Source organism: Rhodopirellula sp. SH410, assembly GCF_055811895.1.
This window is the reverse complement of sequence record NZ_CM147949.1, coordinates 1,033,983-1,051,938: the sequence shown is the minus strand read 5'-3', so window position 1 is coordinate 1,051,938 and position 17,956 is coordinate 1,033,983. Positions and strand designations below refer to the sequence as shown.

At 59.1% G+C, this 17,956-nt stretch carries 11 protein-coding genes; 10 read left to right on the top strand and 1 reads right to left on the bottom strand.

Annotated features, from left to right (window positions below; genetic code table 11):
• Positions 1 to 54: 54 nt before the first annotated feature.
• Positions 55 to 660, top strand: coding sequence for a sigma-70 family RNA polymerase sigma factor (locus tag SH410x_RS04170; protein ID WP_473674896.1), 606 nt, complete (start codon positions 55 to 57; stop codon positions 658 to 660).
• The gene (locus SH410x_RS04165; RefSeq protein WP_473674894.1) at positions 657 to 1,562 is read left to right on the top strand and encodes an SMC-Scp complex subunit ScpB; all 906 of its coding nucleotides are present in this window, start codon (positions 657 to 659) and stop codon (positions 1,560 to 1,562) included. The genes SH410x_RS04170 and SH410x_RS04165 overlap by 4 nt, the downstream gene beginning before the upstream one ends.
• 535 nt (positions 1,563 to 2,097) lie before the next feature.
• Here SH410x_RS04165 and tnpA read toward each other — a convergent pair.
• Positions 2,098 to 2,655, bottom strand: a complete 558-nt coding sequence (tnpA, locus tag SH410x_RS04160; protein ID WP_473674892.1) for an IS200/IS605 family transposase — start codon at positions 2,653 to 2,655, stop codon at positions 2,098 to 2,100.
• A 444-nt stretch (positions 2,656 to 3,099) separates the two neighbouring features.
• Here tnpA and SH410x_RS04155 point away from each other — a divergent pair, with 444 nt between their 5' ends.
• The 8 genes from SH410x_RS04155 to SH410x_RS04120 all read left to right on the top strand — a co-directional run bounded on the left by SH410x_RS04155 (position 3,100) and on the right by SH410x_RS04120 (position 17,949).
• Positions 3,100 to 4,614 (top strand): DUF1553 domain-containing protein, encoded by a 1,515-nt coding sequence (locus SH410x_RS04155; RefSeq protein ID WP_473674890.1) that lies wholly within the window; start codon positions 3,100 to 3,102, stop codon positions 4,612 to 4,614.
• Positions 4,605 to 5,915, top strand: a complete 1,311-nt coding sequence (locus SH410x_RS04150) for a DUF1501 domain-containing protein (RefSeq protein ID WP_473674888.1) — start codon at positions 4,605 to 4,607, stop codon at positions 5,913 to 5,915. Before SH410x_RS04155 ends, SH410x_RS04150 begins: the two co-directional genes overlap by 10 nt.
• Positions 5,912 to 7,516: an EF-hand domain-containing protein gene (locus tag SH410x_RS04145; protein WP_473674886.1), complete on the top strand. Its 1,605-nt coding sequence runs from the start codon at positions 5,912 to 5,914 to the stop codon at positions 7,514 to 7,516. Before SH410x_RS04150 ends, SH410x_RS04145 begins: the two co-directional genes overlap by 4 nt.
• Complete coding sequence (locus SH410x_RS04140) at positions 7,513 to 8,553, top strand: AAA family ATPase (protein WP_473674884.1); 1,041 nt, start codon at positions 7,513 to 7,515, stop codon at positions 8,551 to 8,553. The genes SH410x_RS04145 and SH410x_RS04140 overlap by 4 nt, the downstream gene beginning before the upstream one ends.
• 83 nt (positions 8,554 to 8,636) lie before the next feature.
• Positions 8,637 to 9,542 (top strand): DUF58 domain-containing protein, encoded by a 906-nt coding sequence (locus SH410x_RS04135; RefSeq protein ID WP_473674882.1) that lies wholly within the window; start codon positions 8,637 to 8,639, stop codon positions 9,540 to 9,542.
• A 3-nt stretch (positions 9,543 to 9,545) separates the two neighbouring features.
• Positions 9,546 to 11,606: a BatA domain-containing protein gene (locus SH410x_RS04130; protein WP_473674880.1), complete on the top strand. Its 2,061-nt coding sequence runs from the start codon at positions 9,546 to 9,548 to the stop codon at positions 11,604 to 11,606.
• Between the two features lie 20 nt (positions 11,607 to 11,626).
• Positions 11,627 to 15,430 (top strand): hypothetical protein, encoded by a 3,804-nt coding sequence (locus tag SH410x_RS04125; protein WP_473674879.1) that lies wholly within the window; start codon positions 11,627 to 11,629, stop codon positions 15,428 to 15,430.
• Positions 15,427 to 17,949 (top strand): hypothetical protein, encoded by a 2,523-nt coding sequence (locus SH410x_RS04120; RefSeq protein WP_473674877.1) that lies wholly within the window; start codon positions 15,427 to 15,429, stop codon positions 17,947 to 17,949. The genes SH410x_RS04125 and SH410x_RS04120 overlap by 4 nt, the downstream gene beginning before the upstream one ends.
• The last annotated feature ends 7 nt before the right edge of the window (positions 17,950 to 17,956 follow it).

Here is a 17,956-nt window from a genome sequence, read left to right as displayed (position 1 = left end):
AAGTGATAGAATCGACGTCCACGCAGCCCCACTCTCGTCTCCTGGAGTCATATCATGTCATCTGATGCCGCCTCCGACCCCCCGCCATCGGTGTCCGATCCCGAATGGATCGCCCGCTATGAGCCGTACCTGCGAATGCTGGCGCGGACCCATATGCGCGCTGCCTATCGAGCCAAGATCGGGGACTCCGACATTGTCCAACAAACGATGCTCAACGCCGTCGGCGCGATTGACCAGTTTCGCGGGGGCACCGAGGCCGAACTGCGGGCATGGCTGCGTCAGATTCTCGTACGACAGATCTGCCACCTCGACCGCGACCTGCACCGCGACAAACGCGACGTCCGCCGCGAACGATCGATGGAGCAGAAACTGGCCCAATCCTCGATGCGGCTGGAGGGATTGTTAGCGGCCGATCAAGCCACGCCGAGCCAGGTGGCGGTCGTCGGCGAGAATGTCACCGCGCTGGCAGCAGCGGTGGAGCGACTGCCCGACGGCCAGCGACAAGCGATCGAGCTGCATTATCTCGAAGGTTTAAAATTGGCCGAAGTCGCCGAGGTGCTGGAAAAAACCACCGGCGCCGTCGCAGGCCTGTTGCACCGCGGCATGAAACAACTGCGTGCCGACTGGACCACATCCCAGTACGGAGGCGGGACCGCATGAATAGCCCATCTGAAGACGACGAAATGCCCAGCGACGATAGCGAGCGACTCGAACATGTGGCCCCCGACGCTGACGCCGATTTCGAAGACGACGAAGATGGGTTCTCGCTCGAAGAACTGGGGGCGGCCTACCAACATCTCGTCGGCGATGGAGAATCCAACGAGAACGGGACCGGCTTCGAGATCGGCGAGGTACTGCAGCGTGAACACCTGGTCGCCGCCCAAACCAGCAGCCGCATCAACGCGGATGATGACGCCGACGTTGACACGGCACACGAAGGGGACGCATGGCAGGCCGAAGTCGCCGAACAGCCGGCCGAAGAGATCGCTGCGTCCCCCGAGGCGATCATTGAAGCGGCCCTGTTCGTAGGCAATCCCAACGGCAACGGAATCACCGCTGCACGACTCGCCTCGATCATGCGTGGCATGACCCCCGAGGAAGTGATCGAGGCGATCGATCGCCTGCAGGCGTCGTATCGCGAACACCGGCAAGGCATCCGGATTGCTGAGGATGAAACGGGATACCGTCTCGTCGTCGCACCGGAGGTGGAATCAATGCGCCACGTGTTCACGGGCAAGGTTCGCGAGACCAAACTCGCCCAACCTGCGATCGAAGTGCTCGCGATGGTCGCCTACCAACCAGGCATCACCGCCGTCGAATGCACCGACAAACGAGGTCGCGACAGCGGCCCTTTGCTCAATCAAATGGTTCGCCGCCGGCTGATCGAGATGAAACGCGAACCAGTCGATGCGCCAGACAGTTCGGCGGACGCCGATCCAGCCTCCGCCAAAAAGAAACCGAAATTGGTATCCAAATTTTATCCCGCCGAACGCCTGCTCGTACTCCTCGGATTGGAATCACTTGACGATCTACCTCAGGTCGAAGAAGGACACCTGCAGTAGAGCACTGCTCCTAAATCGCGAAGCGACGGCAGGCGATAGCCATGGACGCAAGTCCATGGTCACCACGACCCGCGAAACGCGAAGAGTCGCGAAGCGACGGCAGGCGATAGCCATGGACGCAAGTCCATGGTCACCACGACCCGCAAAACGCGAAGAGTCGCGAAGCGACGGCAGGTGATAGCCATGGACGCAAGTCCATGGTCACCACGACCCGCGAAACGCGAAGAGTCGCGAAGCGACGGCAGGCGATAGCCATGGACGCAAGTCCATGGTCACAGCGACCCGCGAAACGCGAAGAGTCGCGAAGCGACGGCAGGCGATAGCCATGGACGCAAGTCCATGGTCACCACGACCCGCGAAACACGATGAGTCGCGAAGCGACGGCAGGTGATAGCCATGGACGCAAGTCCATGGTCACCACGACCCGCGAAACGCGAAGAGTCGCGAAGCGACGGCAGGCGATAGCCATGGACGCAAGTCCATGGTCACAGCGACCCGCGAAACACGATGAGTCGCGAAGCGACGGCAGGAATTTTCATGGGTGATGTGCGTGGAGATCACGATATCGCGAATCTCCGGTGGACGATGCGACGCCTGCCGTCGCTTCGCGACTCTGCGATTCGGCGACCTCACGATACGCTCTCCTGTTCAAAACGTAGCGCGGGTCAAATTCGATCTCGTGCCTTTTCAACATCGAAAGGTATTCATCGTGAAAGGTCATCTTCCGGTGATGCTCTCGCTGATTCGCGATGTATCGCTTGACGGTACTCACCATGGATTGGCTCACAGAAAACGCTCCGTATCCTGATTGCCATTGAAATTTCAGACGCGTTTTGCGACTCTCGTTGACCCATTTCGATGAGTTTGCTTTCAGCATCTGAATCGTTGATGAGATGGCAAACCTCGGATGAGTCCTGATCAATAGATGGACGTGGTCTTCGACGCCGCCTGACTTCAGCAGAGCGGCCTGGTGATCCTTGATCGTGCCCCCGATATACGCAAACAGATCGTCTCGCCAATCGTCGAGAAGCAGTGGTTTCCGGTATTTCGTAGAGAAGACGACATGCACGAGGATGCCGTGGTGGGATGACATACGTTTACTCTCCTGTCGTCGCTTCGCGACTTGGCGGCGTGGTGTACGACGTTACTCCCCGGACCGACGTCCGGGGCTATCACCTGCCGTCGCTTCGCGACTGTGTAGCGTGTTGGTGTTCGTGTCCCCAGAACGGCGTCTGGGATACCGTGAATTGACGCTTCGCGACTGTTGACCTGGAATTGCGAAGCAATGGCATGCGATAGCCCCGGATGAAATCCGGGGTCGAACGGACGGAACGAACCGAAGAGTCGCGAAGCGACGGCAGGCGTCACGCCCCAATTCTTAACGGTATCAAGATAACCGATACCTTCGCGAAAACTCTCGTCGTAACGGCGAGGACATCGCCGCTCAGGAATCTCGCCACAAAAGCTTGACTCCTCTAGACACAATGTCTATATTAAACGTCGTGATGAGTTGATCCCTGTGACAGGAGAGCGAAGCATGCGAGCGTTGGCAGTCCTTCTACTGATCGTCTTTGGCGGTGTGCTCGGTTCGTCTCGCCGGGCCCTGGCCGATTCGCGTGGCGATGATTTGGCAGCCTGGCTCGATCAACGTGGCCAGGAATTGTTCGGTCCGCTCCCCACACGGTGTGACGACTTGACGTTTGCGCGGCGTGTTTATTTGGATGTACTGGGGCGGGTACCGAGCGTCTCGGAGCTGCGGGATTTTGAGGCATTGGGCGAACGTCGTCGCCACACCTTGATCGATCAATTGGTTTTCGGCGAAGGAACTCGGGCGGAAGTCTACCAGCGACTCGCGGCAGCCAATCTTGCTCGTCAGTGGCGGCGCGTCCTGCTGCCGCCTGGAACGACGGTCAACGGTGCTCCCGAGACGCTCGAGGCGTGGTTGCAGGAGGCCTTCGCCAAAAAAACGCCTTTTGACGAATTGATGCGTCGGCTGACGAGCGCGGAAACGCCCGATTACTACCAATTGCTCGGGAATTTGCCTGAGAACTATGCCGCCCACATTTCACGCGTCGCTCTGGGCGTGCGTATGGAGTGCGCCCAATGTCACGACCATCCCTTTGTGGATTGGAAACAGTCTGATTTTTGGGGGCTGGCCGCGTTCTATGGCGACATGCCTCGCGCCGGCGACGTCGCGAACGCTTCACGCAAGGCAAAGGCTCCTGGCGCGATTTGGTACGAAGGGACCGAGTATCCTGCCAAGTTCCTATGGGACAAAGATGCGCTCCCCAAGCCCGATCAAGCCGCACGAACACGTTTCGCGACGTGGATGACCGCGAAAGAGAATCCCAACTTTGCCGCGACGGTCGCCAATCGTTTCTGGCAGCAGTTGGTTGGACGCGGGCTGTTCCCCGATGTCGAAAACCTCGATTTAGCAACACCCGCCGAACGTGAAGTGCTCGATGAACTGGGTCAGCAATTCGCTGCGACCGGCTTCAACGTTGATCAGCTGACGGCGGCAATTTGCAAATCGGCATGGTACCAAGCCGAGAGTGCTGCGGCTGATGGAGAACCGACGCCTGAGACCTTCACGCGAACATTGAAAGTGATCAGTCCCGAGCAAGTCTTCGACTCGCTCGAGCAGTCTTTGATTCTGCCGGTCAGCCGGCTCGATCCGGCTTCGTCCCGATGGTCGGGTGATCGCATGCAGTTGGTCAGCCGATTGAGTGAGACAACCGGCACGACTCCGGAGGACTATGCCTCGGGAATTCCCCAAGCATTGATGCTGATGAACGGTAAAATGACGAGCGACGCGATCAGTTCGGATCGCAGTCGGTTGCTGCGTGCGGTGATGGAATCCCCGTTCTTCAATCAACAGGACCGCATCAAAACCTTGTATCTCGCGGTGCTGACGCGAGAGCCAACCGCCGCGGAGGTCTCGGCGTTGACGAACTATTTGGAAACACAGTCCAGTGAGACGGCTCGGGAGCACGCTTATGGCGAGATCCTCTGGGCCTTGTTAAACAGCCCGGAGTTTGTGCTATGTCGATAAATTTTCAGTTTGATCATTATTCACGGCGTGACATCATGCGGATCGCCGCCGCGTCGCTGGCCGGGACGAGTTGCTCAGGATGGCTGCCGCGATTGGCTCACGCTGCTGCGGGCAAACGCCCGCCCAAAGCGTGCATCCTATTGTGGATGTCGGGCGGTCCCAGCCAACTGGAAACACTCGATCCGAAGCCGGGACATCGCAACGGTGGCCCGACCAAGTCCATTGCGACGGCGGTACCGGGCATCTCGCTGAGTGACAATCTGCCGATGTTGGCGAAGCAGATGAAGGACGTCGCGTTGATTCGATCGATGAAGACACGGGAGGGCGACCACGGCCGGGCGACCCAGCTGATGCAAACCGGTTACCGACCGATGGGCGGAGCGACGGAGTACCCCGTTCTCGGTTCGTTGGTCGCCCAGCGTAACGAACCTGCTGATTCACCGCTGCCTGGATTCGTATCGATCGCTCCGTTCCGGTTCGGCAACCTGGGCAGTGGCTTTTTAGGTCCGCGTTATTCCCCTTTATTGGTTTCCGGAGCGAGCAACAATCCGACCACCCGTGCCAACTTGACTGTTGAGAATCTCGAACCGGTGGGCATCCAACACGACGATCTGGAGAATCGCCAACAGCTGCTCAGCATGATGCGTTCGGGTGTGCATGGCGGCTCGGCATCGGCGCTCAAACACGCCGCCGTCTACGATCAAGCGATGCGGATGGTGGAGACGCGGGGCGAAGGCGCATTCAATTTGGACGAGGAGCCGACGGAATTGCGTGACGCCTACGGGCGAAGCCGGTTTGGGCAAGGCTGTTTGCTGGCCCGACGTCTGGTCGAACGCGGCGTGCCGTTTGTCGAGGTCTCATTGAATGCCGCCGGAGAGGCAAGCTGGGATTCGCACCTGAACAACTTCCGCTCGGTCTCTTCCATGTGCGAAACGCTCGACCCGGCGTGGTCGACGCTGCTGACCGATTTACGCGAGCGTGGGTTGCTGGAGTCCACTTTGGTCGTGTGGATGGGTGAGTTCGGCCGGACACCCAAGATCAACCCGAACAGTGGACGCGATCATTTCCCCGATGCCTGGAGCGTTGCCCTGGCCGGTGCGTCAATTGCGGGCGGGCAGGTGATCGGTGAGACAACGGCCGACGCGATGGAGGTCAAAGATCGTCCCGTCAGTGCAGCGGATCTGTTTGCGACAGTCTTGGAATCGATCGGCATCTCGTCCTCATCGAGTAATTCCTTAGGCGATCGGCCGATCCCGATCGTCGATGAGGGGGGCGCACCGATCAAGGAGTTACTGGGATGATTCATTCGCCCCTTTCCCTTTCCATATTTCCGCGTCTTTTCACCATGGTGATGATGGCCGTTCTATCGCCAACGGTGCGAGCTGAGGATGCGGGTCGGCACGACATGTTGTTGCTGCTGCCCGACGGTCCCGTTCATCTGCGTGTCCAGATCATGGATGATGCCAAGACCCTGGAACAAACCCGTGCGGACTACTTAACTCGCTTGGTCGCCTCACTGGACACCGATCAAGATGGAAAGCTCAGCCGCACCGAAACAAAGAAGCATCCATTGTTCGTGAGCGGCCGGCGATTTGAGGGCAACAAGTTCCTGAGTTCATTGCGTTCGAGCCGTCCGTACACAAACAAGGACCTCGAACTGGCCGTCGATCGGGCGGCCGGACAGCTCGTGACCTACCGACAAAACAACGCGCTCGCCGACCAGGACTTGAGTGTCTTTCGTGTGCTGGATCGAGACGAGTCCGGCTTGATCGACCGCGTCGAAATGCAGCTATCCGCCGCGAGAATCGCCGAACGCGACAGCGATTTTGATCAGTGTGTGACCTTCGATGAGTTCCTAAGCACGGCGTCCACAACCATGCAGGGCATTGTCGTCAGTGCGTTTGATACCGAACCGCCCGGTGCAGTCCACTCCGAATTACTTCGCGATGCGACCGAGCCGATTCTGGCCGCTCGCTTGGTTCGTCGCTACGACACCGACCGCGATGCGCACCTCACTGCCAAAGAGTTAGGATGGGAGCCTGAGCGGATCGGTTCGCTCGATGCCGACCATGACGAAAAACTGAGCATGCAAGAGATGAGTGGCCTCGCCGCCGCTGAACCCGATCTCTCATTGACGATCGACTTGCACCAATCGTCCAACGACGCGATGCGGATCATTGCCACCCACTCAACCGATGTGACCATTGCACGCCCCGATTTGATTCGTCTGTCACGCGACGGTTTGTCGCTGAGTGTCAGCTACCGACATCGAGACCCAATGGCGGAGGCCAGCACGAATGCAGCGACCGCCTTCAACGCCATTGATGTCGATGCCAATGGATATCTCGACCGAGACGAGATCGCCGAACATCAACGGTTCGCTCGCTACCTATTCGATGCGATGGATCAAGACGAAGACGACCGGGTCTTTGCTGAGGAAATGATGTCCTACGTCCAACAATACACGGAACCTGCATCGACAACATGCCAAGTCACATTGCTCGATAACGGCAATGGGTTCTTTCAAATCCTCGACACCAACGCCGACGGTCGCATCTCGATCCGTGAGCTGCGACAATGCGAGTCTCAATTGATGAACGTTGCTGGCAATGAACCGGAGATCAATCCGTCACGACTGACGAAATCGTATCGGATCGAGATCCAGCGAGGTGGCGTGAGCCTGTTCGGACGCGTCGATCGACCCACGATCGAAACACCCGAAGCGTTTTTAAAACCACCGAGTGGACCGATCTGGTTTCAAAGGATGGATCGCAACGGCGATGGCGATTTGACATGGGATGAATTTCTTGGACCACGCGATGTGTTTCACCAAACCGATGCCGATCACGATGATTTAATCGACGAAGCAGAAGCCACTCAAGCCACGAAGGATGCAACATGAGCAGCACGATGAACTCGACCGTCAACCAGGACAAACAACTGCTCGAGGAGGTTGAAAAACTCCGCGACGCACGACGTCAATTGCGAGCGGAAGTCGCCAAGGTCATCGTTGGCCAACAGGAGGTCGTTGACCTCCTGTTGCTGGCCCTGCTGTGTCGCGGCCACGTGCTGCTGCACGGTGTTCCTGGACTGGGCAAGACATTGATGGCACGCACGCTGTCGCAAACCTTGGACTTGAAATTCAAACGCGTTCAGTTCACCCCCGACCTGATGCCTTCGGACATCACCGGTACCGACGTGATGGAAGAACTGGAGAGTGGTGGGTATCGACTCAAATTCGTACCGGGTCCGATCTTTACGAACTTTCTGCTCGCAGATGAGATCAACCGCACGCCCCCCAAAACCCAGGCGGCACTCCTGCAGGCGATGCAGGAACGGGAGGTGAGTATCGGCAACACGACGTATCAGCTCGATCCACCGTTCTTCGTCGTCGCGACGCAAAACCCAATCGAGATGGAGGGCACCTATCCGTTGCCCGAAGCCCAGGTTGACCGATTCATGTTCAATATCCGGGTGGGATACCCGACCGTGCAGGAGGAGGCCACGATCATTCGTGGCACGACGGGCACCGATGTCTCGACGCCCACGGCGGTACTCGAGTCAGCGGATTTGTTGAGGCTGCAAGAAATCGTTCGGAGCGTGCCGGTAGCGGACGATGTCGTCATGTACGCGGCGCGTCTGGTCAACGCGAGCCGACCGGCGAAGAACCCGGACGCCTCCCAACCGCGTGTCGACATGGTTAGTAAGTACGTCACGTACGGGGCGAGCCCGCGCGCCGGGCAATCATTGATCCTTGCAGGGAAAGCTCGCGCGGTGTTGGAAGGTCGTTATCACGTCGATTTCGAAGACGTTCGAGCACTGGCGCATCCGGTGCTGCGACATCGATTGGTTTTGAACTTCCATGGACGCGCCGACAACGTGGATTCCGATGACGTGGTCGATGCGCTGTTAGAGAATGTCAAAGACGAGGTGAATTAATACCCGTAGCGGATCTTGTTAAAGATCCGGTGCTGAATAGATCTTTAGCACGATCCACGACGACCTAGAGACCCCTTAGACCCATGAAATCTTCCACAAAAACCACTGCTCCAAATTGGCTTCGGCCCGACGAACTGGCACGGCTCAGTTCGCTGGAACTGCGCGCCCGCGGCGTGGTGGAAGGTTTCCTGCAAGGCTTGCACCGCAGTCCATTCGTGGGCTACAGCGTCGAGTTTTCGTCGCATCGGCGTTATGGCCCCGGTGACGATCTGCGACACGTCAATTGGAAAGTGTTCGCTCGTCAACGCAAACTATACGTCAAAGAGTTCGACGCCGAGACCAACCTCAACCTGTACCTGCTCGTCGATGCCAGTCGTTCGATGCAGTGCAAGATCGATGGGGCGATGACCAAGTACGAATATGCCGCCACGCTCGCCGCCGCGATGGCGTTTCTCGCGTTGAAACAACGCGATGCGGTGGCACTCGGATTGATGGATGATGGCGTCCGACAGTATCTCGATCCGTCGGTCAAACCTGGGCGTTGGGAGGATTGCCTGAGGATGCTGGCGCAGACGCCCGAGCGTCCCGTTACGGAACTGGCCAAGTCTCTCGAGCAAGCCGCTGCGGTTGCGCGACATCGGGGCATCGTGGTCGTCTTAAGCGACTTGGTCGACGACGTCGCCGGGATCGAACGTGGGCTGCAACAATTGCGGCATCGGGGTCATGAAGTCGTCTTGTTCCATATCCTCGATCCCTTTGAACGCTATCTCGCCAAGCAGGGCCGCGTGCGGGTGCTGGATATGGAAGGGAGTGCGGACGTGACGACGGATGTGGAGAGTATCCGCGTCGATTACCTCAAACGCATCGAGGACTGGTGCGATCAGTTGGAAGACGTTTGCCGACATCAGGGCGTCGATCGTTTGGAGTTGACCACTGACCAGCCGCCCTCGGGCGCATTGGTCGACTACTTGGTGAGGCGAACTCGATAACGCATGAACTTCATTCAAACCGGATTTCTGATCGGCTCCGCCGCAGTCGCCATTCCGCTGATCATCCATTTATTGAACCGCTGGCAGGTGCGACGCGTTGAACTCGGGACGATGCGTTTCCTCAACGAAGTGATTCGTGATGGGGCGCAGCGTCGACGGATTCGTCGTTGGTTACTGCTGCTGACACGGATGGCGTTGGTGGCCCTGTTGGCGCTCCTATTTGCGAGACCATTTCTGCCTGGAAGAAGCCAGCGTGATGGTGACCATCTACAGATTGTGCTGGTTGATCGATCGGCCAGCATGGGAATGCCCGGCAATAGCGGTCGGGTGATTGACGATGCTTTGCAAGCGGCCTCCGATGGAATCGCCGAATATGGCGAGGGCACGAACGTGCTGTGGGCGTGGTTTGACGGAAAGGTCGAGCCATTGCCTGCGTCCACGACGCGTCCGACGGCTCCCCGGGCACTCGACGGCGACACCAATTATCTCGCCGCGGTCGAGTGGGCACGCGATCGCATCGGAGCCTTTCCAGAATCGCTCGCCGAGGTCACGATCGTTACGGACCTGCAACAGAGCGGTCTGGCGATCGCCCCCGCTGCGACCGAGTCACTGGGGTTTCCCGACAATGTGCCCGTTCGCATCATCGACGTCGGTCGCGCCGCAGCAAACAATTTGGCGATCACTCAGTTTACACCGCTGCAATCGCGTTTGGAAACGGAAACCGCCGCTCGATTCGCCGCGACGTTGTTTAATTTTGGCAATCTGCCCCAAGAAGAAGTTCCGATGGTCGTGTCGGCATCCAACGGGACTCGCCAAGTCCGATTGAAAAAGTCGATCAGCGTGCCCAGTGGCCAAGCCGAGGATGTGCAGTTTGATTTAGGAAACTTGGATGCGGGTTTATGGAGGGTCACCGCGTCCATCGACGTTGCCGATGACTTGGCCGCCGACAATCGCCGATTGACCGCCGTGCAAGTCGCTGAGCCGCTGAACCTACTCGTCATCGATGGAGGAGCCGCCGATGCCGGTTCAAGTGCCGCGAGTTACTATTTGGCCGCTGCCCTCGGCCGCCACCCACGTCTCCCATTGATCAGTGAAGAAGATGCCGCGCGCCAATCCACTCCCCAGAGTCGCTTTGCCGTCGAGGTGCTGTTCTTGGAGGATGACTCGGTTTCTAACTTGGATGCCCCGAAAAACCCGTTGGTGGTCGTCTCCGACGCCGGCGCCCTGTCCGCTCTGATGATCGAGCGGTTGGAATCCTATGTGAGTGATGGCGGCCGACTGCTGGTGTTCGCCGGCGACTCACTCGACGCCGGGGCGCTCGATGCATGGAATCAATCCAAGTTGGTACCCGGCACACTGCGGCCACCGCAACCCAGTGGCGTGACCCCGTTCCGCATCCAAACCCTTCAACAGCGTACCGACATGCTGTCGCCGTTTGCGGATCCTCAACACGGTGACCTGACCCGGTTGACGTTTCGAAAACGATTGCCTGTCAGTGTGTCCGACCCAACAACGGTGCTGGCACAATTTGACAGCAACCGGCCGGCGATGACCCGACAACGTGTCGGCCAAGGAAGTGTTGTGTGGTTCCTCTCGAGCGCCGACTCGAGTTGGAGTAATTGGACCACCAATCCGCTGTACCTGCCTCTCGTGCAACAAATGGCTGGCGACCTTTTGAATCTCACCGGCGAAGGGCCCATTCGGTTTCGCAGCATTGGGGAACCACTCGATTTCCAACGGCCACCCAGTGTGGCGGTGACTCAGGCTGCCCTCCGTACAGAATCACAACCAGTCGCTGAACCGGTTTTTGAACACGCGGGCTTTGAACAACAGCCCGACGCGTTGTACGTCATCAACGGATCGTCGCGCGAATCGGATCCCACCCGCATGGAAGCATCGGCGCTGGCGGACCATTTTGGTTTGAACCTCGCCGATGCCACTGACCGGGCGCGGGGTCAATCGGTCGCAACGCGAAAGCCGAATGAGCTATGGCCGTGGTTGGCCGCTGCTGCCTGTGTGTTGTTAATAGGCGAGTTTACCCTGGCAAATCGAACGGTGTCATGATGAGCACAATATCAAAACCCATGAATGCACCTGCCGTATCCTGCGAAGTGGCCGAGCGTTTCCACTCGTTGCGGCGACGGTATTTTGTCGTCGACGTGGCGATTGCGACCGTGTTTGCCGCGATCATGATCGGCTGCCTTTGGCTACTGCTGGCGACCGGCGATTTTTTCTGGGAGTGGTCTCAGCGGACACGCACGGTGGCGTTTGTTGGTGGCGGATTGGTGGTCTTTGCGTGGTGGGGGTGGCGGATGGTGACTAGCTTTTCCGGTACGCGTGAGCGTACCTTTGCGAACCGGCTCGAACGCGTCTTCGGTGACTTCGGGCAACGCATCCGAACAGTCCTGGACACCGTCGAAGGCCGCGTCCAGGGGCCTCAAGCGATGTTGGCGGCGCTCGGGCATCAGACACTCGGTCGGTGGGAAACGCTCACGCCCTCCACCCTGATTCCGTCACGAACGTTGGTCCTCGGTGGCGGCGGGTTGCTGCTCGTGTCGATGGCGGCATTGGGCGCGTTCTGCGCCGGGGACGATTGGCGGACGGCCATGCTGCGTGCGCTCGGGAAGGATCTTCCGTACACAACGATGTCGGTCAGCCCCGGGGACGCTCGCGTGCTCGAAGGCAGCGACGTGAGCGTGTCATTGGAACTGCAGGGCCGGATCGATCGCGATGTGGTCCTGCGCTATCGTGATGTACCGGTCGTGGACGATTTCGCTCCCGCAGACAGGGATGCAGCTGACAGGGATGCAGCTGACAGGGATGCAGCTGACAGGGATGCAGCTGACAAGAACACAGCTGACATCGATGCCGAATCGGCTTGGGAGCGTTCGGCCACAATTTCAGACAGTAATTCTCCGTACGTTCCTTGGGTGGAAACGGAACTGTCGCCGATGGAATCGCATCGAGAGCAGTTTCAACTCGATTTGGGCAAAACGAATCACGCGATTGAATATCAGTTTTTGACCAGCATCGGCGAAACTCGTGTCTATCGTATCGACGTCCAACTGCTGATCGAGGCACAACGCATCGAAGTCGCTGTGCAACCTCCGGCCTACACCCAATTGGAGCAGCGAAAGTTCGGCTCCGCAGATGTCGCGGTCTTGCAGTCGTCCGACGTGCAAGTCGTGGTCGAGACGAATCATCCACTGGGCGAGGCTCAATTGGAAATCGGCCCGAAATCCTCGCAGTTGCAACCTGTGTCGATCACCGCCGGAGACGACCCGACACTCTGGACATTTTCGCTGCCTAGCGACGCCTCGTTGGTGTGGCGGTTTTCAGGCAATGGTCGAGATGGCACACCGATGAAGCCCGTTGCGGGACGGATGCGAGTTCGCCAAGATGCTGCGCCACGAATTGCTTGGCGTGATCCTGACGACGAGATTCGTGTCCAATCGCTGGCCGAGCTGCCGATGCGAGCTCAGATCGCTGACGACTATGGCGTCACGTCAGCGGGGATCGTGTTTCAGATCGGCGACAACGATGAGTATGTCTTGACCGATTGGGACGCGTCGGCAGAGGATTCAACGGAGCCTGGCCTGACGACTCGTTTACGATTGGAAGAGATCCTGCCGCTGGAGTCCTTCGCGTTGTCCGAGCGGGACTACATCAGCTATTACGCGTTCGCCGTTGACAATCGAGCCCCGCATCCCCAGCGTGCTGAGAGTGACGTTCGCTACATCGACATCCGTCCCCTCCGTCAGTTCTTCGGCGAGATTGAACTTGAACCGGGCACGGGCGGCGGTCGCATCCTCGTGCAGTTGGATGAACTGATTCGACGACAGCGTTTTTTGATCAATCGAACACGGCGGATGGGCGGTCGGTCCAGCACCGAGTTGGCATCGCAACTCGGCACGCTCGATCGGATGGTTGCCAGTCAAAGTGAACTGGCGGGATTAACGCGGTTTTTGGCGGAGTTTTTGGTATCGCGAGGCAACGACGACGTCGAAGCCCTCAATCAGGCCGAGTCAGCGATGTTGCAGGCCGCTGACTCGCTCGCCGCAGCAAGCTTCGATCTCGCCCTCGCACAAGAACAGGACTCGCTCCGATCGCTTGCCGAAGCTCGTCGCACCCTCGAAATCTTCTTCATTAAAAACCCCAATGCCGCTCAGCAGCGTGCCATGCAGCAGTTCGCACGTCAGATGCAACAAAAACTCCGCCGCGAGCGAGATCGCACCGAACAGGAATTGGCGGATGAACTCGAACAAATCGCCACAGCCCAGTCACAGCTAGGACAACAGGCGCAGCGAATGGCATCATCCACCACCGGCAAGGGATCAGGCGGCAAGTCAACGTCCCCCAACACCGGCTCAACCAAGGGCGGCGACCAAGAAGCAACGCCCGCCGAACCGTCCTCCGCTCAAACCGAGGGCGAACCGCAAACGGAAAGCACCCCCATCCCATCACCGGCCCCACCAGACGCGGATCAGGAACCCGCTGGTGACAACGTGAATAACAGAGGGGAGAATACTGAGGAGGAGGAAGCTTCTGAGCAAGGTAAAAACGCGACCGATGACCAGGGCAACGGCGACGAGCCACAAGACGACGGCGGCCTCGAAACCGGCGAGCCGAGCGAAACCGGCGAGCCGAGCGAAACCGGCGAGCCGAGCGAAACCGGCGAGCCGAGCGAAACCGGCGAGCCGAGCGAAACCGGCGAGCCGAGCGATAACGGCGATGACATGGAGAACGAAGCGGCGCAGGAAATCAGCCACCAGGAGCGTCTCGACGAATTGTTTGCCGGTGAACTGGAGTTGCTCGAACGACTGCGGGCCATCGAAGAGCGGATTCAAGACCGCCTGACCGACTCGCCGCTGCTGCAGCAACGGATGAAAGATGCTCAGGCGGCACTCGATGGACTGGCGTTGTCCGCCCGTGATGGATCGCTCGAATCATTCGGCGCGAACAGTCAGGACACCGCCGATCAACTGCGTGAGATGGGTTTCCAGCTCGACGCGATCTCGGCGACGGAACCGGTCAAGCGAGTCTCGTCACTACGTGACATGACAACGTCGCTGGCCAACATGGAACCGGAACTGGCAGATCAACGCCGCGAGTCCGGCGATGGGGCCAGACGGCTCGGACGCCAATTGCAGCGACGCGCCGAAACCATTGAGGACGTGCTGAAGACGCCGATTCGGGTCGGCGATGTTGAGAGCAGCGAAGTCAGCGACTATCTCGCCCAATTCATCGAGGAGCACGGCTTCCTCGAACAACTCGATGCGACCGAGTCGGCAGCGGAGGAGTATCTCCAAGGCGCGCCGGATGCTCAGCCGCCCGCAGACGATGAAGGTTACGAGCGGGCACGCACGTACGCCGACGCGGCCGTGCAACTCGATCTGTTGTATCGCCAATTGGTCGAACCTCGGTTGGCTCGACTCAAAGCGATTGAGAAACGCGCCAACCTACTCGCTCAAACATTGAGCCAGGGCGGAGAAGCGGCTGAGAAAACGCCCGAAGCCAAGGCGGAAGCGGGAGCACTCAAACGGGAACTCGAGCAAGAGGGGATGAGTGAGTTGGCCGAAACGCTCGCAGGCGAATCGTCCTCGGGAGAAGGCGAATCGTCCTCGGGAGAAAGTGGAGACATTACGGATCCGGAAAGTGGTGACGTGTCTGGGGCAGGGCGATTTTCGCCGACCGACAGCCACACGCTCGCCGGGAGGGCAAATGTGGTTGTGCGTGAACTACGGCGGCGGATCCAGGAAATGATTTTGTTGGAGGTGTCTGCTGATCGCGACGCACCCGTTCCCACACAGTACCGCGGCGCCGTCGATCAGTACTTTCGCGCCATCGCAGGCGATGAGCGTGAGCTGACGGGGGTGCTCACACCATGAGTTTCCACGTGCTCTTCAACCGCTTCGTACCTGCCGAAATCTCTCTGACTTGGCTGCCCGCGTGGCCTCTCAAAGGCTTCATCGCGATCGGTCTGGCGTGTCTGTTGGCATGGGCCATCGTGCGATATTTCTGGGGTCCGTCGCAGGTTCGTCGGCGATGGGGTTTGTGGGCGCTCCGGGCCGCGGCGGTAGCGATACTGGCACTGATCCTGTTCGGACCGACAATCGTCGACGAACGCAGCGGCGCGATCGTGCGGCCGAGCATGCTGTACTTGCTCGACGGTTCGCAGAGCATGCAGCTCGGCCACGACGAAACTCGCTGGGACGAGAGTCTGCGGTTTCTCACCGATGCACAGTCTGCTGCGGGGGCGAGCGAGACAGGCGACGAACAAGCATTCCGATTTGGACATCGCTTGGAACCGCTAGCCCAACCCGCAGACGAGAAATCCGATGCCCCGGCGTCACTCACCCTGACGTCGAGTTCCGCAGGCACCGACGATACCGGCTCGATCGCGCCGCCCGACGCCTCGGATTCCCGGTTGGGCGAAGCCCTGCGTCAGCTACTCCCACAGGTCAACGAACGTCAAACGGCGGGCGTCGTGATGTTCTCGGACGGTCGTGTTCGCGGAACGGAATCGGTCGAACGTTTGGCGGAGTTATTTGCCGCTGCAAAGGTGCCACTGCATGTCGTCCCGGTGGGTCGTGCGAGCGGGAATGGCGACATCGCGGTCGTCTCGTTGGTGGTGCCGTCTCGAGTCCGCAAGTACACCGAAAATGAGCTGCAGGTCTTTCTTCGCAGCTACGGTTTCACCGGACAACAAACCACGGTGCGGATTGTCAGTCGCACCAAAATTTCAGAGCTCGACTCGGCGACGTTGGCGACCGTACCGATCACCCTCAGTGGCGGCGCGCAATCCGTTTCGCTGAAGTTTCGCGTCGATGAGCAACCTGAGGACTTGGTCGTCATCGTTGACCCGTTGGTCGGAGAAGTTACCGAGCGAAATAACCGAGTCGAAACTCACGTTGACATTGATCGCACGAAAGTTCGTGTCCTGTACGTCGAAAATGCGGCGACAGCAACCCGCTCGTCGCCCAGTTTCTTATCCCAGATCCTGTCCTTTGGCGGGTCCCCATCGACCTCTGCGCAGGCGGACGTCGTCACGGTTCAAAGTGCACTGCAGTCCGACGAAGATATCGAGTGCGCGGTCCTCACCAGCACGGGTGGTCGTTCCCCGAGTGGGCTGCGCAGCGGACCTTCGAATTCCGAGCTGATCGGGTTCCCCAAGACGCGGGCGGAGCTGTTCGCGTATGACTGCGTCGTGTTCAGTGACGTCAGCCCCAGCATCTTGGATGACGAGCAAGTCGGTTGGTTGGCACAGTGGATTGAGGGCCGGGGCGGCGGTTTGATTGTCGCCGGTGGGGACGCGTTGATGCTCGCGGATTGGTCGGATTCCGCTCTGCTGCCGCTGCTGCCTACAACCCTTGAAGATCGCCCACGCAGCTATCCACAGCCGCGCGACGTGGATGTCACGCTGGCGCAGCATCCGATCTGGCGGTTGCGCTGGGAGCAGGCAGCAAACGATCAACTCATTGCGGCATTGCCACCACTTTCGGAAAGCGGGTCCGTCGCGAGTGCCAAAGCGACCGCCGACGTACTGGCGAAAAACCGCGATGACGGAACGCCCGCGATGGTTGCCCATCGCGTCGGTCGCGGACGCGTATTGGTATCGACGGCCTCCCTCGGTGGCACCGCATTGACGGGCTTGAGCGAGCACTGGGGGCCGCAACCCGAACGCGTCGCAGCCAAGTTCTGGCGGAATTTGGTCTACTGGGTAACCGAGGGTTCGTCGACCGGTCGGCGACGCCTGGTCGCCAATTCCGACAAGCAGTTCTATCGCCCCGGTGAACCACTGTCGATTCTTGCCAGGGCGTATGATGAGGGCGCCCGGCGGACGAACAAGTATGCTGTTTGGGCCATGTTCGAGCCCGCTTCCCTAGACGATTTATCGCTCTACTCCCCACTGCTATGGCCCGATAACGTCGTGCGCGAGAGTGGCGAGGTGAGCCCGCGATTGGCGTGGGGTGAAGAGCTGATGCTCAACGCCGACCCGACCGATGAAGGTTACCGATTGGATTTGGTGCTCAGCGAAAGCAGCGGTGTCGGCGACGGCGGTTTGCGAATCGAGATGACGGCATACGAAGGAGTAAGCTCCCAATCGGCATTCGATCATGGGACGCAAGTCGACAGCACTTCACTCGCCATTCAGATCTTGAGCGACCCGTTCGAACAGCAAAATCCATTACCGAATCATGAGCTGCTGGCACGCCTGGCGTCGCTCTCAGGCGGCGACGTCTTAAATCAACCGCATCAATTGGCAGAACTACTAAGAGACCGCAAAGAGACCATGGGCCCACCCCATCGCGACCTTACGCCAGCGTGGAGTCAATGGTGGCTATGGTTGACATTACTCGGTTTACTGACCACAGAGTGGGTCTGGCGCAAGACAATTGGACTATAAACTTCGA

What these genes read in the sequence shown, in the direction of transcription:
- SH410x_RS04125 (WP_473674879.1), top strand. Translation starts at nt 11,627, where the DNA reads ATGAATGCACCTGCCGTATCCTGCGAAGTGGCCGAGCGTTTCCACTCG.
- SH410x_RS04170 (WP_473674896.1), top strand. Translation starts at nt 55, where the DNA reads ATGTCATCTGATGCCGCCTCCGACCCCCCGCCATCGGTGTCCGATCCC.
- SH410x_RS04140 (WP_473674884.1), top strand. Translation starts at nt 7,513, where the DNA reads ATGAGCAGCACGATGAACTCGACCGTCAACCAGGACAAACAACTGCTC.
- SH410x_RS04135 (WP_473674882.1), top strand. Translation starts at nt 8,637, where the DNA reads ATGAAATCTTCCACAAAAACCACTGCTCCAAATTGGCTTCGGCCCGAC.
- SH410x_RS04155 (WP_473674890.1), top strand. Translation starts at nt 3,100, where the DNA reads ATGCGAGCGTTGGCAGTCCTTCTACTGATCGTCTTTGGCGGTGTGCTC.
- SH410x_RS04130 (WP_473674880.1), top strand. Translation starts at nt 9,546, where the DNA reads ATGAACTTCATTCAAACCGGATTTCTGATCGGCTCCGCCGCAGTCGCC.
- SH410x_RS04120 (WP_473674877.1), top strand. Translation starts at nt 15,427, where the DNA reads ATGAGTTTCCACGTGCTCTTCAACCGCTTCGTACCTGCCGAAATCTCT.
- SH410x_RS04145 (WP_473674886.1), top strand. Translation starts at nt 5,912, where the DNA reads ATGATTCATTCGCCCCTTTCCCTTTCCATATTTCCGCGTCTTTTCACC.
- tnpA (WP_473674892.1), bottom strand. Translation starts at nt 2,655, where the DNA reads ATGTCATCCCACCACGGCATCCTCGTGCATGTCGTCTTCTCTACGAAA.
- SH410x_RS04165 (WP_473674894.1), top strand. Translation starts at nt 657, where the DNA reads ATGAATAGCCCATCTGAAGACGACGAAATGCCCAGCGACGATAGCGAG.
- SH410x_RS04150 (WP_473674888.1), top strand. Translation starts at nt 4,605, where the DNA reads ATGTCGATAAATTTTCAGTTTGATCATTATTCACGGCGTGACATCATG.